Here is a 23,440-nt window from a genome sequence, read left to right on the forward strand (position 1 = left end):
TAAATGAATTGATGCTGAAGCCTGGATGGCGCTTGTGTGATCGGGGTCCGCTGGCGGTGGTTCTTTCTGTGATGAAAGCGGCATCATCAGATGAAGGGGCTGGCGGGCCAAGCACAGAGCTGTTTACTCTCTCAATAACGATGGGGGAGGCTGCAATGAATCCTAAGGTTGTTGGACGCCAGGCGAGATTGCTGCAGATGTTGCAGCGTGATGAAGAGATCCAGATCGGCCGTGAGCGCGATTGCCCTCTGACCCTCGCACAGTTGCAAAGCCTGCACGAGGGGCACCCCGCCGTGCTTGAGGTGTATCACAGTGGCCTCACCGCCCAGGTGTTCCACCTCAAGGTCGAGGGGCATCACTGGTGCCTCAAGCGGCGCCTTCCCGAGTCGCGAGTGGCCAACATTGATGGCCAGACCGCCTTTCTCACCGAGCTGGAGCGCAGACGGGAGATAGAGGCCCTGCGCGAACAACACCCCACCCTCTTGCCCCATGTGGTCTGCACCAGCTTTGGATCGGCCCGGGCCGGCATACTGCTCTCCCCCTGGTTGCGTGGCGACCCTGTGCAGCGCCTCAATGAGCGTAATCTGGCCCAGATGCTGGCGGTACAGGGGGAGCTGGCGCGCTGGGGATGGTTTGACTGGGATCCGAGCCCGGGCAACCTGCTCGATGATGGCCAACAGATCAGCGTGTTCGATTTTGGCTACATGTGGCCCTTCGACCCCCGCTTCGAGTTCAACTCCAATGGCCTGTGCGATCCGGCGTTTCATGTGGTGGAGAGGCTCGAGACCCGCACCCTGTCAGGACTCTGGCTCGGGGTTGCCAATCCGTTGCCGCAATTTGCCTACTGGCGCGGCCTCACCCTGGCCTGGGCCGAGCAGGAGCTGGCTCGCCTTGGCCGGGAGGGGGCCTGCGAGCCCGTGCTCGCGCGGCTGGTGGCCCTCGAGCAGGAGTGGCGCACCGCCCTGGCAAGCGAGGAGGGGCTGGCGGCCAACTGGCTCAAGGACATGTACCGCAGCCATTGGCTGGACGTGCAAGACGACCTCAGTGGCCAGAGCTGTACCCCGCTCACCCTCAAGCGCCTCGACTGGCTGGAGCATGCCCTGGGCCACTGTTATGAGGAGCTGCTTGCCGGGGGCACCCAGATCAACCAGAGCCAGGGTGAGCTGCTCGCCCTGCTGGCGAGCCAGCGCGAGCAGGCCAAGGGCTGGCAGCTCACCCCTGAGCGGGTGTGAGTCACAGCGTGACACCGCCCCTCTGAGGCGCTGGCCACAAACAACAAGGGCGCCTGATGGCGCCCTTGTTGTCGTCAAGCCCGGCTGGCTCAGTCGAGCAGCTCCTGGTGCAGGCGATTCACTATCTGGTTAGCCTCGCCCTCGTTGACCAGGAAGCAGAGGTTATGGGCGCTGGCGCCATAACAGATCATGCGGATGTTGTGATCGCGCATGGCGTCGAACACCCGGCTGCCGACCCCGGTTGCCTCGCTCATCCGGTTGCCGATGAGGGCCACCAGCGCGAGCCCCGTCTCTACCTTCACCTTGCACAGCTGACCCAGCTCGGCCAGTACCTTGTCGCCGAGCACGGGCTCGCCGTTGCTCTGGCTGCCGGTGTGATCCAGGGTCAGCGACACGCTCACCTCAGAGGTGGTGATGAGATCCACCGAGATGCGGTGACGGGCGAGTATGCCGAACACCTCGGCTAGGAAGCCGTAGGCGTGGAACATGTTGAGGCTGTGCAGGGTGACCAGCACCTGCTGGCGGCGCAGGGCCACGGCGCGAAACAGCGGGCTGCTCTGGGTGCTGGCGCGGATCCAGGTGCCACCGGCCTGGGGATCTTTGCTGGAGCCGACAAACACCGGGATATCGCAGCGCACGGCGGGTTGCAGGGTGGAGGGGTGCAGCACCTTGGCGCCGAAGGTCGCCATCTCGGCCGCCTCTGAAAAACTGATTTCGGGAATGGGACGAGCGCGGGTCACCAGACGTGGATCCGTGGTGTAGATACCGGGAACATCGGTCCAGATCTCGATGGCGGCGGCATCCAGGGCCTCGGCAAAGAGGGCGGCGCTGTAGTCCGAGCCACCCCGGCCCAGGGTGGTGGTGCGGCCATCGCCGTCGGCGCCGATAAAGCCCTGGGTGATGACGAGGGTGTCGCCGAGCAGAGGGGCCAGCGCTTGCTGGCACAGGGCGCGGCTGGCATTCAGATCCACGCTCGCCTTGCCAAAGCGGCTGTCGGTGCGCAGCAGTTGGCGCGCATCCTGCCACTGGGCCTTGACGCCGCGCTGGCACAATAGCTCGGTAAAGAGGCGGGTGGACATGAGTTCGCCACAGGCGATGAGGCGATCGGCCAGCTCGGCATCGGTGTGCTGGGTGGCTTGCAGCGCCATCTTGCGAATGTCGCCGAGCAGGCCATGGATGATGGCAGAGGCTTCGCTCGGCTGGCCGAGGTCTTGCAATATGCTCTGCTGGATATCGGCCAATTTGCCGAGTTGCGCCTCGCGCTCCCCTTCATCGAGCTCGCCCTGGGCCAGGGCGACCAGCAGGTTGGTCACGCCGGAGCTGGCGCTCAGCACCACCAGGCGGGTTGCCGGGTTGGCCAGCACTATGTTGGCGCAGTTGTTCATGGCGGCGGCATTGGCGACGCTGGTTCCGCCAAACTTGGCGACATTGAAAGGGTTCATTGCATGCTCCTGTCTAAATATCAAAAATCCGGATCCGTGGGGGAAATAGACAGGGGAGGGCAGAAAATGGCAGGAATAGCGAAGGATCCCGGCCAGAAGCGCTCCACCTGTAGAACCCATCCAGTACCCGACCAGAGTCTGGTGCGGGTATTGGATGAACACTACCGATGACAACCCGGGGGATTCAGCCCCCGTAGCCGACGATGAGGAGACCAGTCTCCTGCACCATCTCGGCGCTGCTCCCCCTCAATCGGCATCATAGGACGCTGGTGTCCTGCTCCGATCTACCTGGGCAACGCTCCTCTTCTGGCTCCATCCGCTGGGGATGGAGTGCAATTAGAAATAACCCGCGTTGGATTGCACTGTCAATCGAGTTTCGAAAAAAGTTCAATCTCCCATCGAAGACAGCACAAAATCAACAGCTTAAAAAATAGTCTTCGACAAAACCTTGGAGCGGCGCTGCCAGTTGTAGAGCCGCTGACGCTCCACCGGCAGGGCCTCGACCTCCAGGGGCTCGAAACCGCGCTCCCGGAACCAGTGGATGGAGCGGGTGGTCAGCACGAACAGCTGGCGTATGCCGAGCCGTTTGGCCCGCTCAGCCACCTTGGCGACCAGCTGATCCCCCCGGTTGGAGTTGCGATACTCGGGATGGATGGCGACGCAGGCCATCTCGGCCATGGCCTCTTCCATGAAGCAGTAGAGGGCGGCGCAGCCGATGATGAGGCCGTCACGCTCTATGATGGTGAACTTGTCGATCTCCATCTCCAGCTGCTCCCGGGAGCGGCGCACCAGGATCCCGTCCTCTTCCAGCGGGCGTATGAGATCCAGGATGCCACCAATGTCCTCTATGGTGGCGGCGCGGGCCTGTTCGGCGCTCTCGCGCACTATCTGGGTGCCCAGCCCCTCGCGGCTGAACAGCTCCTGCAGCATGGCGCCATCTTCCTGGTAGCTGACCAGGTGAGAGCGGGGCACACCGCCGCGACAAGAGGCGATGGCCGCTCTCAGGTAGCGAGCCGTGCCGGACATCTCCTCACCCGCCTGCTCCAGCTCAATCAGGTACTCCTCCGCCTGCTCGGGGAAGAGCTCGGAGACGGCCTGACCATGACGGTCCATGACCCCCTGGCTTGAGCTGAAACAGATCAGCTTGTCGGCCTTGAGATCCACCGCGATGCGGCGGGCCACCTCTTCGGAGGTGAGATTGAAGCTCTCGCCGGTGACCGAGCAGCCGATGGGGGAGATGAGCACCAGGTTCTGCTGATCGAGTTGGCGAACGATCCCCTCGACGTCGATGCGGCGCACCCGGCCACTGTGGTAGTAGTCGACCCCGTCATCGACTCCCAGGGGCTGGGCGGTGACGAAGTTGCCACTCACCACGCTGATCCGTGCGCCCTGCATGGGGGTATTGGCCAAGCCCATGGAGAGCTTGGCGGTGATGTCGAATTGCATACCGCCACTGACCTGCTTGATGAGGGCGAAGCTCTGATCGTCGGTAACTCTGATCCGCTTGTGGTACTGGGCGTCTATGTTGGCGCGGGCCAGGGCTTCATCGTTCTGGGGGCGGGCGCCGAACACCAGCACGAGGCGGATCCCGAGGGTCTGCAACAGGGCGATGTCACTGACAATATTGGCAAAGTTGGGATGAGCGACCGACTCGCCCCCCATCATGAGCACAAAGGTGGCGCCCCTGTGTACGTTGACATAGGGGGTGGACTGCCGAAAGGCATGGACCAGGCTGGGTTCACGTTCACGCACTCGAGATACATCCATAAAAAAACAGCAATGGGCCCAATATATGAAAATAAATTCACAAATCAAGACTAAATATTGATTTTGTGCGATTTATTGCCGATGGGGAGGCAGGGCTGGTCTACCTGAGGGAGATGACAGGGGCAGGATGGGCGCCAAGGAGAGTGGCCCCCGGGAGGCGAGGGCGGTTGATCCAAACGGGCAAACTCCTTATCTTCACAGCTCTTGCCGATGTCAGGGACAGGCGGCGTGCCAGCGGCGCGAGCCTGCCTCGCTATTTAAGGATGAACAGATGGAACAGATGTTGTCAGCCGACCAGGCCCTGCCGGGTCGCGATGAAGCCATGGTGATTGGTCAGGTGCACGCGGTCAACGGTCACCCGACCCAGGGTCCCTGGCCCGAGGGCCTGGCCCGGGCCTGGTTTGGCATGGGTTGCTTCTGGGGAGTCGAGCGCCTGTTCTGGCAGCTGCCAGGCATCTATTCGAGCACGGCTGGCTATCAGGGCGGGCATACCCCCAATCCGACCTATAAAGAGGTGTGCAGCGGTCAGACCGGGCACGCCGAGACGGTGCAACTGGTGTTCGATCCGGCGCAGATAAGCTACCAGGATCTGCTGCGCCTGTTCTGGGAGCATCATGATCCGGCCCAGGGCATGCGCCAGGGCGGGGACGTGGGCAGCCAGTACAGATCCGTCATCTTCTATGCCGATGAGCAGCAAAAAGCGCTGGCCGAGGCGAGCCTGTCCGCCTATCAGGAGGCCATGGTGGCGAGCGGTGATACACGCACCATCACCACCCAGATAGTGCCGTTTGCGCCCTACTACTACGCCGAGGATTATCATCAGCAATATCTGCATAAAAATCCGGAAGGCTATTGCGGCCTCGGTGGCATAGGCGTCTGCCTGCCCCCCAGTCTGGCCCGTTAATGCCAGGAACGTTTCCTTTCGGAGCTTGTTATCAGGGGTTGCAAAAAAGTTGAAATAAAGTGGAACAAAAAAGGAACTTGCGGCCACAGGAGTAGACTAACTAGATAGCAGCCAAGGATGGCCGCGATGCCAGACACATGATGAGCCTCCCAACCATGATAGCAAGCGGGGCCGCCCTCCAGGGGGCGGCCCTTCTCATTTCCGCTTATCAATCAAAACATTGCGAGCCACTTGCCGGGTCAGTTTCCAAGATCAGAGCGCGTGAGGGAGCCAGAACCCCCCTTTCATTTGACACCCTTTGCGGGTCGGGGTCAGTTGATGGCGCTGTCGAACAGGTTCTTGATAAGGTCAATAAATTCGTTCAAAAAAGCAAGTTGCGGCTCGGTCGGGGCCTGCAGCCAGACGGCGGAGAGCACCTCTTCCAGATCGGCGACCACCGCATCGGCCTCCTGCATCATCACGAAACGCAAGGTGGCATCGAGTTGGGGGTTTTGCTCGCACAGGGTCATCAGACTGCTGGCGACTCGCTCGCTGACCAGATCTTCTATGGTCAGGCTCCCTGGCCCCTGCTGGTGGCCCTCGAACAGGCTGAGCCGTTCAACCAGATATTCAATCAGTGCTATGTAGCCATCACTCTCAACCACCATGGGGTCTCTACCTCATCGAAAAAATCAGGGCGTATTCTAGTGGCCAGGCTCAGCTTGGCAAGCTCATCCGTGTAAGTTCAGGTGCAGGCGGTGACGGGTGAAGCTGACACCGCCTCGGCTTACCTGCTCCAATCCGTCCAGCTCAAAGCCATGGCGCAGGAACAGCGGGTAGCTGAACAGGCTCGCTTCGGTGTCGATGCACGTCAGGTCCAGGGCCCTGGCCTCTTGCAGCAGGCGGCGAATGAGCAAACTGGCCAGTCCCCGTCTGCGCAGCTCCGGCGCCACATAGAGCAGGCCGAGATGGCCATCCGGGCTCAGGGTGATAAAGCCCTGCAAGGTGTCGCCCTGCTCCAGTACCCAACCGAGATGAGCCTGCAACTGGTCGGCAAAGCCGGGATGCTGGCCCCCCCGGGCCCACTGCTCGACCTGCTCCGGGCTGTAGTGCTCGGGGCCAAGTTCGCGCACAGTGCGTTCGAACAGGGCTGCGAGGCGCGGGATGTGGGCGGCGCACAGTGGCACGCAGCGCAAGGTATCAGTGCCTGATGATGGTTGCGATATCGTCATGATTTCACCGCCTGCGGTCGTTTGGCCTTGGGCAAACCCGCCACCACCCGCTCATAGGAGTGCAGGATCCAGCCCTGCCAGAGCTCGCTGTCCAGCTTGTCGCTCAGGGTCACCGTGTTCCAGTGCTGCTTGTTCATGTGCCAGCCGGGTTTCACTTCGGGGTGGATCTCGCGCAGCAAGAGCGCCAGCTCAGGCTCGCATTTGAGGTTGATGGTCAGCGGCTCGGCCTGCCAGTTGACCAGGGCGAACATCTTGCCGGCGATGCGATAGACCAGGAACTCCGGGCCGAAGGGGGTATCCTCCTGGGCGCCGGGCAGGCTGAGCAGAAATTCACGCAAAAGAGAGAGGGTCATGCGGGGCTCCGTGCTGGTCCGATGATGAGTGACAGCATATTCAGCGGGGCGCCCCTTCTGTTAATATGCTCGCCGAGTATATCCCCCAACCCCCCGGGAGCCCATAAGATGTTGTACCACAAGACCTTTGAGCTTGGCCCCGATCGGGATTGGGTGGTGTTCGTGCACGGCGCCGGTGGCAGCTCCAACATCTGGTTCAAGCAACTGCGCGCCTATCGGGAGCACTTCAACGTGCTGCTGCTGGATTTGCGCGGCCACGGCCAATCCCACCAGTTACAACAGGTGGTCAAGGGGCACTACAGCTTTCGGGCCGTGACCGAGGACATCCAGCGCCTGCTCGATCACCTGCGCATTCCCCGCGCCCATTTTGTCGGCATCTCCTTGGGCACCATCCTCATTCGCCACCTGGCCGAGCTCTGCCCCGAGCGGGTCAAGAGCATGGTGCTCGGCGGCGCCATACTGCGCCTCGACATCCGCTCCAGGGTGCTGGTGCAGCTTGGCCGGGTCGGCCAGCACATACTGCCCTACATGTGGCTCTACCGGCTGTTCGCCTTCATCATCATGCCGCGCCAGCACCATCAGGAGTCCCGCAACCTGTTCGTGCGCGAGGCCCGGAAATTGTGCCAGAAGGAGTTCAAACGCTGGTTCCGCCTCGCCGCCGAGGTGAACCCCCTGATGCGCTACTTCAAGGAGCGCGCCCTGCCGATCCCGACCCTCTATGTGATGGGGCAGGAGGATCACATGTTCCTCGCCCCGGTGCGCGAGCAGGTCGCCCGCGACCCCTACAGCCAGCTTGCGATCATCGAAGCCTGCGGCCATGTCTGCAACGTGGAGCAGCCGGAGCACTTTAATCGCCAGTCGTTGGCGTTTATCTCCAGCCAGACGGTCACGGCTTAAGCCATTTAATCGAAACAATGGAATACTTAAGCAAATAGATCCCCTTGTGAATCTCTTAGTTTTTTTGTATGCAAGTATCTTTTACCCTGCATAGTTTCACTAACATCAGAACCGTCAGAAATTTCAAGAACTGTAGAAACAGCATATCCCGTAATTTTAATATCACCAACTTCATCAAGCTCTCTACCTATACGAAGAACACAAGTGATTGTGGAACCATGTTTGAAAGCTACTTTTTCTAAGAGTACATCCTCTTTGAATTGAGCATCTAGCATATCAAAAGTTATAGTTGTTTCTTCATATATACCTTTCCATCTGTAGCGCCCCTCCTTTAAGACTGGCGATACAATTTCTATTACAGCAGACTCATCAATTTCGGAGTTAAGCTTGTTGGAGGATAGTATGAATTTTTTGAAATTCACTCTATCAATTATTCTTTCACTTTCAAGTGGTTCAAAATTATTATCGAGAATATTGAAGCCTATTTTCTGAACTTTATGATATCCAGTTAGATGGGAGTATAGGTTCGAGCGGCGTTTAACAAATTTAAGGCTTTTGTCTACATAGCTTGCAGCCTTTCTGATAACTGTTTGATCAATATTTTCTACTGGTTTTTCTTGCAGTTCAAGCTTGAGTTTTTGAATGTTTAATTTTTTCTCTTCTATTGTAAGTTGTTTTATCTCTTTTTCTAAAGCCTCTATCTCTGGGTCACTAATAGGAATACGAGATAACAGTATTGATACAATGGCTAATAATATGGTTATTTGATTGCCGTGAGAGCCAAGAAGTTTCCAAAATTCTCTAAAACCGCCTTCTGCATAAGCTTCGCTGTTAACAGTTACATCCATATTTAATATGTCAGCGGCTTCAATTAAAATAGCTAGAATTTCCGCTTCACAACGATTGCGTATGATTGCATCTATATTATGGCTGTCATCTGTAAAATAATAATGGAGTTCTAGTTTGTCTGCATGTTCCATGTGGCATTCTCGTTAATATTGTCTCAGATGAAGGGGGCGCGTTAAATAGATGGCTGTTTATAACTACTCCGATAGATTTTATTAGCAAAGCATAATCTAACTTGTACACGGATTTTCTCATCTTGTAGTCGATGACATAAATCTTATGTAAAAAGCAATAAAGGGCCCATCTGAGGATGGTATCAAGCACCCTCCAATATGTTGAGTGAAAATCTATCTAATGCATGGAATTTGAACGATTTTTTGAAGTCGATCAGATTTTTATGGTGCTCAATACCCCGTCATCTCCAGATAGCCCAGCCCTTGGGCATCGCCCTCCACGGTCACAGCCCCCTCCCAGTAGTCGAAGCGGCCGGTCATGGCCTGATTGGGCTGACGCGCCTTGATAACGAGATTCAAATCGGCGGCTTCCAGCTGCCACTCGACGGGGTAGTCTTGCCCCTTGGGGCCGCGCCAGGTTTTACCCGAGGTGAGGACGATGGATTCCGGGGCGAGCAGCCGGCTGCTGCCGTCCCGTTCGATCAAGATGCCGTAACGGTTCTCGGGCTGGTTTTCTGGATTGGCACGGCCCGCTTTGGTGCGCAGGCGAAACAGCATCAGCTCGCGACCATCGTTTAATTGCAGGGAGAACCAGTCCCAGCCCGATTGCCAGTCGGCCAGTACCGAGCTGCTCCATTCGTGATCGAACCAGCCTTGCCCCGTCACGGAGCGCACCTCCCCGTCGAGGGTCAGGGTGCCGGTCAGCGCCAGTCTGGGGTAGGAGTAGTAGAGGGAGGCGTTACCCGGGCTCTTTTCGCTGTAGCCCTCCTTGCCTTGCAGCACCATGGGTTTAAGGGCGTTTACTCGCAGCTCCAGCTGACCAATCTTGCTATCGACCCTGAGGGTTGCCGGAAAGAGATCAGCCCCTCGGGTTGCCTTGTGGGAGCGCAGTGACCACTCCCTGAGCCAATATTCCCCCTTGCTGGCCCCCGCCAGCCCCGGCCCCTGGCGGCTGCTGCGCTCGTCCTGCAGGTGCTTGCCTGTGGCGAGATCCGTGATGGCAAACTGCGCGAGCCAGAGTTGAGGGCTGAGCCAGGGATTGCCGCTGGCCCCCTCGCTGTTGGTGGATATGCCCTGGCCAGCTACGCCGTGGCGAAACAGCGTCCATTGCAGGCCATAGTCACGCCCCTGTTCATCCTTGAGGTTGCCGGTGAGATACCACCACTCGGATCTGTAGTCCGGGTGGGCCCCGTGATCCCGGGGCAGTTGCACGATCTCCCCCGGTTTGACCTTTCGTGCGCCATCCTCTTGTGCGCCGAGCACCTCCCTTAACTGATCGGCCCGGGCGAGGCTTGGGGCCAATAATGCCAGCCAGAGCGCCATCACCGCTGAGCCAAGCTGCTTGTTGGTCGGTGTGACGAGCCCGGCCAGCGGATGAGCATGGCGGGTCTTGCACAGTTGGCTCTCCTTGCCGTTTGCGAGGGGCTGGTTCATATAGCTTTCCTTGCCACCCACGATGAGTCGGCCAGTGCCGAGGGGCTGATCCATGGGGCCTTCCTTGCCGTTTGCGAGTGTGATGGGTAGGGGCTGATTCATATGGCCTTCCTTGCCGCCAGCCAGGCGGCCAGGGCCGAGGTGAGCGGCGCTAGCGAGAGGGCAGTAGCGGCGTGCAGGGGGGCGGGTTCAAACACCAGAGTCCAGCCAAAGGCGCGGGGGTTGACCACCTCAATCAAGATCCAGGCCAGGCCATAACCCACCGGCAGGGCCAGCAGGGCGGTGAGCAGACCAAGGCCCGCCCCTTGCAAGATGAGCAAGCGGCGGCAGCGGGCAGCGGTGAAGCCCAGGCTTTGCAGGGTGCGAAACTCCGGGGCCCGCGCCAGCCCCAGCACCATGAGTGACGAGGCGATGCCGATAAAGGCGATGCCGAGGATCAACAGTTTGAGCAGCTCGGTCACCGCGAAGGTCTGCTCGAACACCTTGAGGGCGGCCGTGCGAATGGCGGGGGCGAACACTTGGCTGGCACTGGGCTCAAGGGCCCGCAGCCGCTGACTCAGGGCCTCAGGGGTGGCAGTGAACAGCGCCAGGGAGTGTGCAGCGCCCGCTTCGAACTCATGGAGCAACTGGCCCTTGTCACTGCTGTAGTCGCGATAGATGCCGCTTATCTGTACCTCTCTGGGCCCGCTTGATGTCTCAACGGAGAGCCTCTCCCCGACCGTCGCGGCAAAGTGGTTGGCGAGGGGCTCGCTGGCCAGCACCTGATCGTTCCCCGTGGGCCAGTGACCGGCCAGCAGGGGATAGGCGCGACGCATGGGAGGGATCAGGTCCATCTGTACCCACTCTATCGCGTGCTCGCCGACGCGAGCCAAGGTGGTGCTGCGCCGGGATAGCTGTGTCAGCTCGGGCAGGGCTTGAATGGCGGCCAGTTCATCTGCGGTAAACCAGCCCCGCTCACCGGGGCCGCGGGCGGGGGGGCTGACATAGAGATCCGCCACCAGCCGCTGGCCGAGCCAGAGCTCCACGCTGGTGCGAAAGCTCGACACCATGACCCCGATGCCGATAGCGGCGGCGATGGCCAGTTGCAGGGCCATCAGGGCGATGGCGGTGCGGTTCAGGTGATAGCGGGTCTCGGCCAAGGCCAGACGCAGGGAGAGGGGCCAGGAGTGGGAGCCCTGGTTGGCGAAGCGGCTGAGGAGCCCAAGCAGCCAGCGCAGTCCCTCGGGCAGCCAGAGGGCCATGGCCAGCAACCAGGCCGCCGCCATCAACAGTGCGCCGATAAGACCGGTTGCTGGCCAGACGGCGCAGAGCCCGCACAGCAGCAATAACCCAGAGGCCGCCGTGCGGCGCCAGCGGGTGCGGCCAGGGGGTTGCGGGGGGCTGTCTCGCAAGGTCAGCGGCGGTTGGCGCAGCAGCTGCCACCAGCCGGGGAGGGCGGCGAGCAGGGCGCCCCCCATACCGATAGCGGCGGCCTTGAGGGGCACCCAGGGCGAGAGGCGCAGCAGCTCGATGGGGTTGGGGCCATAGAGGCTGGCCAGGCTCTGGGAGACCTGGCCCATCAACGCCTCGGCCAGCACCATGCCCAGCAATATGCCAAGGCCGGTGCCGACCGAGGCGATGAGCAACAGCTCCAGGGCGAGCAGGCGCAGCAGCCGATAGGGCGTCGCCCCCAGCATCAGCAACTGGGCCAGTTGCGGGCGGCGCACGCTCTGCACGAAGCTCATGGCGTTGAACACCAGGAAGAGCCCCACCGCCATGGCGAGCAGGGAGAGGGCGCTGAGATTGAGGCCAAGGGCATCGCCGAGCTGACTGGCGTCCAGGACCGGGCTGATGGGCACCAGCCAGAGCGGGGCGGGCAACAACCCCTGCACGGCGGCGACCTGGGGGGCCGTCAATTTGAACAAGATGGCGTCGAGTCGCCCGCGCTTGCCGGTCAGCTCCTGGGCGATGCCGATGTCGGTGATGATCAGCTGCTCCATGGGCAGGGCGCCGGGTGAAAAGGTACCGGCCAGGGTGAGGCGCAGTGGCGCCGCCCCCTGGTTGAAGCGGTGAAAAGCGCGCGTCTCGCCGACTCGCCAGCCCAATCGCTCGGCCTCACTGTTGGCCAGCCAGACGCCGTTTTGCGCCAGGGCCTTCTCCCCTGGGCGCAGCGAGAGGCCGGGCAGTGCTTGAGCCGCATCCTGGGAGAAGAGGGATCGCAAGGGGCCCGGGTTGAACAAGTCCATGCCGAGCAGTTGCAGGCTGCGTCCTTGCTCATCCTTGAGCCAGTCGCGGGTCTGGGGCATGGCCTCGAGTCCGGGCAGACTGCGCACCAGTTTGACGTAGAGGGCCTCATCGAGCAGGGCGCCGGGCGGAGACGATAGCCGGTAGTTGGCCTCCCCCGCGAGCTGGCTGCGGGCGGCGAGGAAGTTGCTGCGCGCACTCTGGTTGAGCAGGTCGATGGCCACCACCAGGGCGCTGCCGAGCAGAAGCCCGCACAGGCTCATCAGCAATAGCCAGGGATGACGACGGTAAAGCCGCAGCAAGGAGCGAAAGATCAGCATGGTATCTGCTTTTGGCTTACCCCGGCGCTGTTGAATAACGAGCCGCACAGGCTCATCAGCAATAGCCAGGGATGACGGCGGTAAAGCCTCAGCAAGGAGCGAAAGATCAGCATGGGGAGGCAGGTTGAGGTGGATGGCGCTCTAAGGGTTGCAAGCGGCCCGCACTCAGCCGCAACACGCGATCGGCCAGGGCGGCGTAGGCGGGGTTATGGCTCACCAGTAGCAGACCGGTGCCGCGTTCGCGCACCGCAGCAACCATGAGCGCCATCATCTGATCGGCGTTCTCCTCATCCAGGCTGCCGGTGGGTTCGTCGGCCAGGAGCCAAGCAGGATGGTGGATCAGTGCCCGCCCCAGCGCCACCCGTTGTCGCTGGCCGCCGGAGAGTTGCTCGGGCCAGGCGTGGCGTTTTGCGCCAAGGCCGAGCTCGTCGAGCAGCTGCGTCAGCGCCGCCTCATCCTGGGGCTGACCGTTGATCTCCCTGGGCAGGCGCAGGTTCTCGGCCACGGTCAGGGTCGCCAGCAAGTTGAAATCCTGATAGACGATGCCAAATTCGCGGCCCCGCAGCTGCGCCAGTGCGTGGGAAGACAACAGATCGAGCCGGGTATCGCCGAGCCAGATCTCGCCGCTGTCGGGGGCGATAAGACCGGCAATCAGGTTGAGCAGGGTCGATTTGCCGCAGCCACTCTGGCCGAGCAGCAGGCAGATCTCCCCCGGCATCAGGCAAAAATCCACCCCCTGCAGCAGGGGCTGCCTTGTGCCGTCCCCCTCGAACCCTTTGTGGAGTTTGACAACCTTTAACAGACTGACCTCCTTGATCCTGTTCTTGTGGATCTGGTTGAGCCTTGGCATGTTACTCTCCCTGAGCCCGCCGACTGACTCGGCGGCGCGTTATCCGAGTCTGGGGCCACTATAGGCCAAGGGGGAGGCGCTCGTCTTGGGCGAGGCGTGATCCGGGCAGCAAAACGGAGCGGGATCCTGTCTGGATCCTGTCTGGCAGAGCTGGGTAGAATAGGGCATCGTGGCTTAGAGGATGGCAAGGATGTTACACAAGCAGGTCAATTTTATCGTCGATGGCAAGGGCAACAAACAAGCGGCTGTGGTGCCCATCGACATCTATAACGAGCTGATGACACTGCAAAAAGCCCTGGCAGAGACCAAGCCGGGCGAGCGGGAAATTTATCACTTCAGCGGCAAGGGGGCAGAGGCCCACGGTTACCCGGTCGGCAAGCGGCAAAATCCGGGCTTCATGGTGTTGGCGGGCTCCACTGCCAATGGGGTGGACGCGGCCTCCCTGCGCGAGGCGGTGATCGAACTGCGTGAAGAGTTGCTCGCCAAGGGCGTGCTTGAGCCGAAGGAGCAGGGCTTCCTCTTCACCCAGGATCAACTGTTCAATAGCCCGAGTCTCGCGGCCAGCCTGGTGGCGGGCAATAACCGCAGCGGCCTGGATGCCTGGCACAACAGCAGCGGCCATACCCTGAAACAGTCAGGTTTCGGAAAAAAATAGCCAGGATGCCGGGCTTTTCTGGAGCCTGGCCAATTGCTTTTCCCACGGCTCAACGAGGTGCGTGTTTTCGGGCAGCAATACTGAAAAGCTTGATATGGATACAATTTATTTTTGTATCGGCTGCTAGCATCAAGGCCAGACAGTTCTCAACGGAAGAGCAGTTATGTCTGGTTTTATACGCCTCATGGCCCTGCTTGGGCTCAGTCTGTTTTCCTGCGCCAGCGTCGCCAACAGTGGCGGTATTCCCCTGACCGACAGCGGTGTTGGCTGGTTTGCCGTGGCCATCTTCGTCTTTGCCTATGCCCTGGTGATGGCCGAAGAGTACCTGCAACTGCGCAAATCCAAACCTGTGTTGATCGCGGCCGGTATCATCTGGATATTGATTGGCATCGTCTACGCCGAGCAGGGGCTCAGTACCCTGGTCCACGACGGGTTTCGCCACAATTTGCTGGAATATGCCGAGCTGATGCTCTTCCTGCTGGTGGCCATGACCTACATCAACGCCATGGAGGACCGGCTGCTGTTCGATGCCCTGCGTGCCTGGTTGGTGCGATCGGGCTTCGGGCTGCGCACCCTGTTCTGGCTCACCGGTGGCTTGGCCTTTTTCATTTCGCCGATGGCAGACAACATGACCACGGCGCTGTTGATGTGCGCCGTGGTCCTCAAAGTGGCCAATGGCGATCGCCGCTTCGTCAATCTGGCCTGCATCAACATAGTGGTGGCGGCCAATGCGGGCGGGGCCTTCAGCCCCTTTGGCGATATCACCACCCTGATGGTGTGGCAGGCTGGCAAGGTGCAATTCGGCCAGTTCTTGTTGCTCTTTATTCCCTCTTTGCTCAACTTCCTGGTGCCCGCCCTGCTGATGAGCCTCATGGTGCCGCGCCATGCCCCCAATGCCCTCCGTGAGGTGGTGGAGCTCAAGCGGGGAGCCCGCACCATAGTGCTGCTCTTTATCCTGACCATAGTGACCGCCGTCCTCTGCTATCACTTCCTGCTGCTGCCCCCTGTGCTGGGCATGATGATGGGGCTGGGTTATCTGCAATTTTTCGGTTTCTACCTGCGCAAGACGCTGCCAGGTTCCCTGGCGCGTAAGCGCGCCCTCTACGAGCGCACCGGCGATCATGAACGCTTGCGGCGCCTGGGATCGGTCGTGCCGTTCGATGTATTCAACAAGATAGCGAAAGCCGAATGGGACACCTTGCTGTTCTTCTACGGGGTGGTGATGTGTGTCGGCGGGCTCGGCTTTATGGGCTATCTGGAGCTGGTCTCCCACTTCCTCTACGAGGGTGGACAGCAGACCTGGGCCAACATCGCCATCGGGCTGCTCTCTTCCATGGTCGACAACATCCCCGTGATGTTTGCCGTGCTGTCGATGGATCCGAATATGCCCCTGGGGCAGTGGCTGCTGGTGACCCTGACGGCGGGAGTGGGGGGGAGTCTGCTCTCCATCGGATCGGCCGCCGGGGTGGCGCTGATGGGGCAGGCTCACGGCATGTATACCTTCTTTGGCCACCTCAAATGGCTGCCTGTCATCCTGCTTGGCTATCTGGCGAGCATAGGTGCTCACCTGTGGCTCAATAGCGCCCTGTTTTGATATGCTCGTCCCCAGGAAAGGCGCTCATCAGGAGCGCTGCGTCATCGCCTGATAAAGCTGAGGGAACAAGCAGATGGGACAGTTATTCGAGGCGCTTTCACCGCGTCATTGTGCCTTTATCGAGGCGCAGAAGATCTTTTTTGTCGGCACGGCGGCAGAGGAGGGCACCGTCAATCTCTCGCCCAAGGGGGGTGACTCTGTGCGGGTCATTGATGGCAACACCCTGGCCTGGCTCAATCTGACCGGCAGTGGCAACGAGTCGGCGGCCCATGTGTTGCAGAACCCGCGCATGACGGTGATGTTCTGCGCCTTCGAGGGGGCGCCCATGATACTGCGGGCCTATGGCCAGGCACGGGTACTGCATCGCGGCGATCTGGACTGGGATGAGGCGATGGCGCTGTTTCCCCCCAGCGTGGCGGCCCGGCAGATCTTCTTGCTCGACATCGATAGCGTGCAGTCCTCTTGCGGCATGTCGGTGCCGCTGTACGACTATCAGGCTGACAGGGTGGACTTGGCCAACTGGTCGACGCGTCAGGGCGAGGAGGGTATCCAAGCCTACTGGCGCAAGAAGAACCAGCAGAGTCTGGATGGCTTTGAGAGCGAGATAGTGGCCCGCAGCGGCCTGGCGGCGGTGCAAGACCCCGAGCAATAAGTCAGCGCGCTCCCCGCGCCAACCCGCGCTGCTACCGCTAAAACCCGGTGACAAGAGCACGAAAAAGCCCTGTCTGAACAGACAGGGCTTTTTCGTGGGAGAGACAAGCCTCAGCTTGTGGCGGGACGGCCGCCGGCCAGCAACCAGTAGCAGAGGGTCGCCCCCAGGCCACAGCCGGCGATGGCGATGGCCATGGGCAGGGGAGATTGCGGCGGGTTGAGGTTGACCAGGATGCCAACCAGGGCGCCGACCCCGAATCTCAGGGTGCCCGCCAGGGCAGAGGCGGTACCCGCCGCCTGGTGAAAGTGGCCGAGCAGGCCCGTCATGGCATTGGCTCCCACCAGACTGATGTGGCCGACAAACAGCACTATGGGGATGACGATGCCCCAGAGGCCGCCGCTCTCACTCCAGGCGTTATAGACCAGCAGAAGGCCGGCCAGGGGCAGCACCGTCAGACCGTATTGCAGCATGCGCTCCGAACCCACCCCCTTCACCAGTCGGCTGTTGGCAAAGGTCACCAGCATCATCAGCAAGATATTGAGGCCGAACAGCCAGCCATAGTGCTGGGTCGGCACATGGAAATATTCGATATAGACATAAGGGGAGCCACTCAAGAAGGCGAACATGCCCGAGCTGGAGAGGGCGCCGCACAGCACATAGCCCATGGCGCGGCGGTGGCTCAGCACGCCCCAGTAGTTACGCAAGATCTGGCCCAGACGCAGGGGTTGGCGCAGCTCGGGCTTGAGGGTCTCCGGGATCTTCCACTGCATCACCACGCAGATCAGCAAGCTGATGGCGACCAGCAGCCAGAAGATGAGGCGCCAGCTGGCATGGGCACCGATATAGCCGCCAATGATGGGAGCCACCAGGGGGGCGAGGGTCATCACCAGGATCACGAAAGACATGGCGCGGGAGAAGGCATCTTTCTCGAACATGTCACGGAGCAGGGCATTGACCACCACAGAGCCCGCCGCCCCTCCCGCGGCTTGCACCATGCGCCAGGCCAGCAGTTCGGGCAGGGAGTCCGCCATGGCGCAACCGACCGAGGCGATGGAGAACATCACCAGACCCGCCAGTATCACCGGTTTGCGGCCAAAGCTGTCGGCCAGCGGGCCATAGAACAGCTGGCCGATGGCAAAACCGCCGAGGAAGGCGCTGATGGTGAGTTGGGCGCCATCAATGCTGGTGGCCAAGTCCTGAGCGATGTTGGGGATGGCGGGCAGATACATGTCCACCGCCAGCGGGGTGAGACCGGCGAGGGCACCGAGCAGGATAAACAGGAAGCGTGGCGAGAGGGGCGTCTGTGGCATAGAGAGTCCGGGGTTGGGATGACGGCGTGACAAAGGGGTGAGTCTAGCAGCTTTGCCCGGGCAGCGGCCACATCCAGACCGGATATGGCCGCCCATTGAGTGTTGGCACATCGATTGTGGCCTAGCCCCCCTCGGAGATGGGGCGGGCATGCACCAGGGCGCGGTAGCTCAGGTAAAGCCAGAACAGCCAGGCCAGCAAGGAGACGCCATAGCCAGCTAGCTCTGGCCAGCGCGGTGCGAGGCGCAGGGTCAGGCGGTGATGACCCGCCGGCACCCAGACCTGGATCAGCCCCTGGTGATTGGCACTCACGGCCAGGGGGAGACTGTCATCGAGCCAGGCTTGCCAGCCGGGATAGTCATACTGGTGCAGCAGCAGCCGGGCCGGGGCCTTGGCCGTCACCTCAAGTTCGAGGTGGCGCGCCTGCCAGTGCCTGACTTGCCACTGGACATCGGCTTGCTGCGTGACGATGGGGGGCTGGAATTCCTCCTTCCAGGCGAGCCTTGTGGGGGTGAACTCCCCCTTGGGCACCTGGCTGGGCCTGTACTCCCGGGCGCTGCGCTTGCTGTCGAATTCGGCGTCCAGCACCGCCTTGTCGGGGGCCTGGGTGAGGGGGGCATGCTTCACATAGGCCAGGGAGGAGGCCAGCGTCAGGAGCAACAACCCCCACCAGCCATAACGCCAGAGGCCTGGCGCCGGTGTCGCCAATGCCACCACGGCCAGGGTGGCCAGGGTCAGGATCAGATTGCAGCGCCAGGGAAACTGCACCTGTTGCAGGGGGGGCAGCAGCCACCACAGGGGTTGGCTCACCGGCAGCATCATCAGGAAGGCCAGCACCCCCACCACGCCCCAGCACTGCAGGCTGGTTCGCCTGGGATCGGCCGCCCCGGCCCAGGCAAGCAGCAGCAGCCCCAGGGTCAGGATGGTCAGCCAGGCCAGCTGGCCGCGAAAATACCAGTCATGCCATCCGCTGGGTAATCGGTCGAGGAAGTTGCGGCGAAAATCGAAGATGCCACCGCGCATCAGCTCCATGGAGATGGCACCTTGATCGAGCAATGCAGGAAACAGCAACATGGCCGCCATCCCCATGCCCAGCCCCTGGGCGGACAGGGATTGCCAAAGAGCGCCAAGCGCCGCTGTCTGGCGGGCGTGCAACAACCCCAGCAGGGTGACGAGCCCCAGAGTCAACAGCAGACTGGGCAGGTGGGAGAGCGCCAGCAACGCCACGGCCAGGGCCAGCAAGGTGGGGCCCATGGGCCTGTTGCGGCAGATGAGCTCCTGGCCCAGCAAGGCAAGGGGGGCCCAGACGAAGGCCCAAAACTCGGCGAGGGCGAAGCGGGCATAGAGATCGATGGCCAGGTGATAGGGCAGGGCGAGATAAAGCAGACTCACGGCCAGGGCCCGTCCGCAAGAGGTCAAACGGCACAGCCAGAGATAGGCGAAGAGCCCGGAGAGAAACAGCGCCAGGGTCGCGCTGGCCAGCAAGGGATAGATGGCCCTGTGGGGCGCAAGATCGGGGCCCGCAAAGAGTGCGCTGACATAGTAGGGCAACGGCGGATAGAAGAAGAAGGTCGGGCTGCCAAAACCGCCATTCATGGCCATCAACCAGCGAGGGTAGGGTTCACCCTGCCAGAGCTGCGCCGCAAAATAGTGACCGGAGAGCAGGTGATGGAAGAGATCATGACCCTGGCTGCCCCCCTGCCACCAGAGAGGCATCAGCAGGGCGCCCGTCGCCATGAGCAGGGTGAGGGGAACCAGGCAGAGGCGGTATGTCATCCAGCATGATCTCGGTAGTGGGGGATGCGGGCTGAGTGTAGTCGAGCTCTGTCTGAGACAGATCCTCTGGATCGCTTCAAGAGGGGGGGATACCGAGCCAGAGCCCGGGCTCAGCGCGAAAACGCGGCGCGAACCAGAGGGGCGTGAGAGGGGGGCTGCGGCTGGTCAGCTCGGACAGGGGACGACGGCTGAGCCGGCAGGCACCCTCGGCCAGGGCTAGACGAGCATCCCCCTCATACCAGGCATCCGTGATGGCCAGGGAGCTCTGTTCCCGCAGCAGTCGTACCCCCCATTGGGTGACGAGGGCCGGACAGCGCTGCTCGGCCAGCTGTTTCGCCGCATACAGGGCCGCAGGCCGCGCCGGGGTCAGGGTAGTGCAGAGCAGCCAGAGGCCGAGCAGACAGAGCAGCAGGGGGAAGGGGGGGCCAAGATGGCCGGGAGAGGAGCGCCCTGGGACAAGGCGGCGCCCCCATCCTGCCCCCGTCTTGCCGGGCGTGACCAAGGCGCCAGCGGCCAGCAGCAGGCTGAGCAGCAACAGGGGGGCCAGATGGCGGGGGTTATCCGGATTTTGGCCAAACAACGTCCAGAGCAGCAGGGCAAGCCACCCCAGGCCATAGCGGCTGACCAGTGCCCGCCCGCTCGCCGCCGCCATGTTGCGCAGACCTAAGCCGATGAGGGGCAAGGCCAGCGGCCAGAGCGGGCTGAACTGGGTATTGAGCGTCTGAGCCCAGCTCAGCAGGCGATCCCCATGGGCCACCGCCGTGTTGCCCCACAGGGTGAAATGACCGCTGGTGAAGCGACGCCCCTCGCTAAAATAGGCCCAGCCATCCCCCTGCCAGACAAAGGCCAGGCAGAGCAGCCCCACCAGCAGGATAGGCAGCAGCAAGAACCGGATGCGCCCTCCTTGCCAGCCGAGCAGCCCTGGCAGCAGGGCCAACACAAAGTACGAGGGGCGAAGGCCCAGCATGATGCCGACAAGCAACCCGGCCAGCATGAGTCTGCGCGCGCTCAAGGGAGAGTGGCCGCTTGGCGTCAAGGCGAGCAGGGCGCCGAGCCAGGCGGCCAGTGCGGGGCCATCGGACAAACCTGCCAGCCCCAGGGCGGGCACCAGCGGCAGACCCAGGCCAAGCAACCAGAGGGGAGCGAGCAAGGTGGGAGCCTGCCAGCGACGCACCACCAGCCAGGCGAGCAGAGGCGGGATAGGTGCCGTTCCCAGCAGGCTGGCATAGTGCACGGCGGCAATGGGGTCTGCCAGCCCCAGATTGAGCAACCGGGCCAGCCAGATGAAGACGGGGTAGCCCGGAAAATGGGGGGCAAACTCCAGCACGCTGAAACGCGTCACCCCGTGGGCAAAGTTCAGCGCATCGTCGGAATCGAGGGCCACCGGGAAGGAAAATAGCCAGCCGAGCCAAGCCAGTTGCAGCAGGGCAAGCAGCCAAATGGTGGTGGTGCAGGGGGAAGCCCAATGCCGAGACCTTGTCTTCCCCCTCAACTCCACCCCTTCTCCCGCAAGGGGAGAAGGGGGCAAACCGGCGTTCGGGTGCATCTATCGGCAGGCTGTGGGTAGGGTGGGTAGCGCGAAGCGATACCCACCGTTTGTCACCGCGAGATGGCGCAATGATTGGCAGGTGGTCATCAGAGTGGCGCCAGCACAGCCATCAGCGCTTTCTCGGCTTCTACGAAGGCGGCGGCATCGGCGGGCTTGGCACCCACCCCGAACACCCCAGGGTTGCCGATGGCATCGAGCACCTGGGCCAGCGCCTGATCGGCGGCCTGGCGATCCCCTTCACTCAGGGAGGGGAGGATCAAATCCAGGAAGCGCTTGCTCTTGACCACCAGCACCTTGGCGGTTTGATAGTCCCCCAGATTCTGGCTGGCACCTTCCAGGCGACGCTCGATCTCCGCCTTGTAGGCGCGATTGAGCAGGGCGGCCGTGCCCTTGGCATCCTTGGCCGCGATGGCGGCCGCCAGGGGCGCTTGCAGTGTCACCTTGTGGTGCTGCTCCAGGTAGCCGAGCTCCTCGGCAAGGCTGGCCAGTATGGCGCTGCCATCCTGGCCTTCGCTGGCGGCGGTGAGCAACTGCTCGCGGGCATCGATCAGCGGCTCCTTACCGGCGGCGGCGTAGGAGTAGGCCTGTGCCTGTCCGCTGAGGGTCAGCAGCGGGCCTGTCAGTAGGGCGAGGGCGATCAAGCCGTGGCGTATGGTCATCCTGTTCTCCTTCGTTGATGTATTCAGCCGGGCTCAGGCCACGCTCTGGGTTTCAATCATGCTGTTTTCATTGCGATGATTGAAGATGTTGCGGCGTCGGTTTGCCTGTTGAACACCTGTCACCATCCTCAGGCCACGCTCTGGGTTTCGATCACAGTATTTTCATTGCGATGATTGAAGATGGCATGGCGTCTGTCCACCCCGTCGATCACCATGTCCGCAGCCATCATCCCCATCTCCATGGCGGTGTCGGTGAAGATGTAGCGAAACGTCCCCTGACGGCCGGTCATGATGAGGTTGCCAATCGGCATCAGCGCCTGGATGGCCGCGTCGCGTCGGCCCTGATAACCGAGATCCATCAGCGGATAGGCATATTCACTGCGCGCCTCGAAGGTCTCATCGCCCAGCTTCTGAGTATCTACACCAAGCGTTGCCAGATCCTCTGTCACCCGGCCCCGCAGCTCGGCCAGCGGTGCCTGCCAGGTGGTATCCCCCGGATTGCAGGGGACTTCCAGCATCACTGATGTTTGCCCCATCGGCGCCATAAAGGGGCTGCGCCGGCGCGGCTCCTGCAGGCGGGTCGCCAGAATATGGGGGTCTGAGAGGTACTGCCAGGTGTTGTCCGACAGGTTCTCTTGCGCCAGGGGCATATTGACGAAGCGCAGGGATCGGTAGTGGAGATCGCACGGCAAGCCCAGATGCTGGCAGGTGAGCGGCAGGGGCAGGGTGGAGATCACCTGATCAAAGAGCTCGCTCTGCTCAACGTTATCTTGTGACCAATAGACCCGTTCGATCCGACCATCGACCTGCTCCAGGCGGCTGATGGTGGCGCCTGTCTTGACCGTCACGCCTTCTGCCACCAGCCGCTCCCCCAGGGTGGTGAAGATCTGGCCGAAACCATACTTTGGATAACGATACTTGCGGGCATAGGTGCGCACCGAGAGGTTGCCCTTGCGCCTTGGCAGCAGGCGGCGCGCCACGTCTTTGAGATCGATGAGACTGATGCGCTGACCGGCCCAGTCGGCGGAGAGTTTGTCCGGGTTGATGCCCCACAGCTTGGCGGTGTAACCCTCGAAAAACTGGCGGTAGAGGGTGCGGCCGAAGTGGCTCTGGATCCATTCGGCAAAGCTCGCCTTGGCGAAATCGTCCGGTTTCCTGGCGAAGGGCAACAGCAGCAAATCCTTGAGCGCCCCCGCCATCAGGGGGAGCGGCGCGGTCTTGAGCAGATTGCCGAGGTTGAGGGGGTAGTCGTAGGTGCGCCCATTGAAGCGGATGACGCTCTTGCGCTCGGCGTGGAGCAGATCGTCCCCCATCAGCTCGTCGATAAAGGCGAGCAGCTCGGGGTTCTTGGTGATGAAGCGGTGGCCGCCGTAGTCGAAGCGATAGTCACCATCGCGCCCCTTGAAGGTCTGGGTGGCGCACATGCCGCCGACCACGGCCTCCTGCTCGAACAAGGTGACCGCAAAACCCGCCTGGCACAGGCGCCAGGCGGCCATCAGACCGGCGGGACCGGCCCCCAGCACTGCAATTTTCTTCATGTTATCGCCCATCAATACCTGTCCGAAGAGGAGAAAAGGGGGCCCGCAGGCCCCGCG

The 23,440-nt window shown here is 61.6% G+C and carries 20 protein-coding genes and 1 riboswitch; of the genes, 6 read left to right on the forward strand and 14 right to left on the reverse strand.

The features are described 5' to 3' along the window. Positions 1-155 precede the first annotated feature (155 nt). Complete coding sequence (locus tag M2366_RS08780) at positions 156-1,232, forward strand: hypothetical protein (RefSeq protein ID WP_259269488.1); 1,077 nt, start codon at positions 156-158, stop codon at positions 1,230-1,232. A gap of 89 nt (positions 1,233-1,321) precedes the next feature. Here M2366_RS08780 and lysC read toward each other — a convergent pair whose 3' ends face one another. Both lysC and argA read right to left on the reverse strand, forming a co-directional pair. After that, a complete protein-coding gene (lysC, locus tag M2366_RS08785) occupies positions 1,322-2,674 on the reverse strand; it encodes a lysine-sensitive aspartokinase 3 (RefSeq protein ID WP_259269489.1) in 1,353 nt (450 codons plus the stop codon). An 88-nt stretch (positions 2,675-2,762) separates the two neighbouring features. Further along, a riboswitch (Lysine riboswitch) is annotated at positions 2,763-2,988 on the reverse strand. A gap of 109 nt (positions 2,989-3,097) precedes the next feature. After that, a complete protein-coding gene (gene argA, locus M2366_RS08790; protein ID WP_042042178.1) occupies positions 3,098-4,426 on the reverse strand; it encodes an amino-acid N-acetyltransferase in 1,329 nt (442 codons plus the stop codon). 286 nt (positions 4,427-4,712) lie between these two features. Here argA and msrA point away from each other — a divergent pair, with 286 nt between their 5' ends. Next, a complete protein-coding gene (msrA, locus tag M2366_RS08795; protein WP_259269490.1) occupies positions 4,713-5,345 on the forward strand; it encodes a peptide-methionine (S)-S-oxide reductase MsrA in 633 nt (210 codons plus the stop codon). Between the two features lie 311 nt (positions 5,346-5,656). Here msrA and M2366_RS08800 read toward each other — a convergent pair whose 3' ends face one another. The 3 genes from M2366_RS08800 to M2366_RS08810 all read right to left on the reverse strand — a co-directional run bounded on the left by M2366_RS08800 (position 5,657) and on the right by M2366_RS08810 (position 6,909). Beyond that, the gene (locus tag M2366_RS08800; protein WP_224430632.1) at positions 5,657-5,992 is read right to left on the reverse strand and encodes a DUF3802 family protein; all 336 of its coding nucleotides are present in this window, start codon (positions 5,990-5,992) and stop codon (positions 5,657-5,659) included. Between the two features lie 63 nt (positions 5,993-6,055). After that, positions 6,056-6,556: a GNAT family N-acetyltransferase gene (locus M2366_RS08805; protein WP_259269491.1), complete on the reverse strand. Its 501-nt coding sequence runs from the start codon at positions 6,554-6,556 to the stop codon at positions 6,056-6,058. Further along, entirely contained in the window at positions 6,553-6,909 is a 357-nt protein-coding gene (locus M2366_RS08810) for an MmcQ/YjbR family DNA-binding protein (RefSeq protein WP_042042173.1), read from the reverse strand. The genes M2366_RS08805 and M2366_RS08810 overlap by 4 nt, the downstream gene beginning before the upstream one ends. A gap of 108 nt (positions 6,910-7,017) precedes the next feature. On the opposite strand from M2366_RS08810, the gene M2366_RS08815 reads away from it, so the two are divergent. Continuing rightward, a complete protein-coding gene (locus M2366_RS08815; protein WP_259269492.1) occupies positions 7,018-7,806 on the forward strand; it encodes an alpha/beta fold hydrolase in 789 nt (262 codons plus the stop codon). Positions 7,807-7,832: 26 nt separating this feature from the next. Here the strand turns inward: M2366_RS08815 and M2366_RS08820 are convergent, their stop codons facing one another. The 4 genes from M2366_RS08820 to M2366_RS08835 form a co-directional block, all read right to left on the reverse strand. After that, on the reverse strand, positions 7,833-8,786 hold the full coding sequence (locus M2366_RS08820; protein ID WP_259269493.1) for a hypothetical protein: 954 nt from the start codon (positions 8,784-8,786) through the stop codon (positions 7,833-7,835). A gap of 270 nt (positions 8,787-9,056) precedes the next feature. After that, entirely contained in the window at positions 9,057-10,148 is a 1,092-nt protein-coding gene (locus tag M2366_RS08825) for a lipocalin-like domain-containing protein (protein WP_259269734.1), read from the reverse strand. Positions 10,149-10,357: 209 nt separating this feature from the next. Continuing rightward, positions 10,358-12,802, reverse strand: coding sequence for an FtsX-like permease family protein (locus tag M2366_RS08830; protein WP_259269494.1), 2,445 nt, complete (start codon positions 12,800-12,802; stop codon positions 10,358-10,360). 106 nt (positions 12,803-12,908) lie between these two features. Next, the gene (locus M2366_RS08835) at positions 12,909-13,604 is read right to left on the reverse strand and encodes an ABC transporter ATP-binding protein (RefSeq protein WP_404972795.1); all 696 of its coding nucleotides are present in this window, start codon (positions 13,602-13,604) and stop codon (positions 12,909-12,911) included. 238 nt (positions 13,605-13,842) lie between these two features. Between M2366_RS08835 and M2366_RS08840 the strand changes: the two genes are divergently transcribed. From M2366_RS08840 to M2366_RS08850, 3 genes are all read left to right on the forward strand, one after another. Beyond that, on the forward strand, positions 13,843-14,307 hold the full coding sequence (locus M2366_RS08840) for a DUF4357 domain-containing protein (protein ID WP_224430625.1): 465 nt from the start codon (positions 13,843-13,845) through the stop codon (positions 14,305-14,307). 163 nt (positions 14,308-14,470) lie between these two features. Further along, positions 14,471-15,901: a sodium:proton antiporter NhaD gene (nhaD, locus tag M2366_RS08845; RefSeq protein WP_224430624.1), complete on the forward strand. Its 1,431-nt coding sequence runs from the start codon at positions 14,471-14,473 to the stop codon at positions 15,899-15,901. Positions 15,902-15,974: 73 nt separating this feature from the next. Continuing rightward, positions 15,975-16,553, forward strand: a complete 579-nt coding sequence (locus tag M2366_RS08850) for a pyridoxamine 5'-phosphate oxidase family protein (RefSeq protein ID WP_224430623.1) — start codon at positions 15,975-15,977, stop codon at positions 16,551-16,553. Between the two features lie 110 nt (positions 16,554-16,663). Here the strand turns inward: M2366_RS08850 and M2366_RS08855 are convergent, their stop codons facing one another. The 5 genes from M2366_RS08855 to M2366_RS08875 form a co-directional block, all read right to left on the reverse strand. Beyond that, entirely contained in the window at positions 16,664-17,863 is a 1,200-nt protein-coding gene (locus tag M2366_RS08855) for a Bcr/CflA family multidrug efflux MFS transporter (RefSeq protein ID WP_259269496.1), read from the reverse strand. Between the two features lie 121 nt (positions 17,864-17,984). Beyond that, positions 17,985-19,637: a hypothetical protein gene (locus M2366_RS08860; RefSeq protein WP_259269497.1), complete on the reverse strand. Its 1,653-nt coding sequence runs from the start codon at positions 19,635-19,637 to the stop codon at positions 17,985-17,987. Positions 19,638-19,713: 76 nt separating this feature from the next. After that, positions 19,714-21,072 (reverse strand): hypothetical protein, encoded by a 1,359-nt coding sequence (locus tag M2366_RS08865; protein ID WP_259269735.1) that lies wholly within the window; start codon positions 21,070-21,072, stop codon positions 19,714-19,716. A gap of 200 nt (positions 21,073-21,272) precedes the next feature. Then, complete coding sequence (locus M2366_RS08870) at positions 21,273-21,845, reverse strand: hypothetical protein (RefSeq protein ID WP_259269498.1); 573 nt, start codon at positions 21,843-21,845, stop codon at positions 21,273-21,275. A gap of 128 nt (positions 21,846-21,973) precedes the next feature. Continuing rightward, positions 21,974-23,395: an FAD-dependent oxidoreductase gene (locus M2366_RS08875; protein ID WP_259269499.1), complete on the reverse strand. Its 1,422-nt coding sequence runs from the start codon at positions 23,393-23,395 to the stop codon at positions 21,974-21,976. Positions 23,396-23,440 lie beyond the last annotated feature (45 nt).

This window comes from Aeromonas sp. BIGb0405 (genome assembly GCF_024807335.1).
Taxonomy (GTDB): domain Bacteria; phylum Pseudomonadota; class Gammaproteobacteria; order Enterobacterales; family Aeromonadaceae; genus Aeromonas; species Aeromonas rivuli.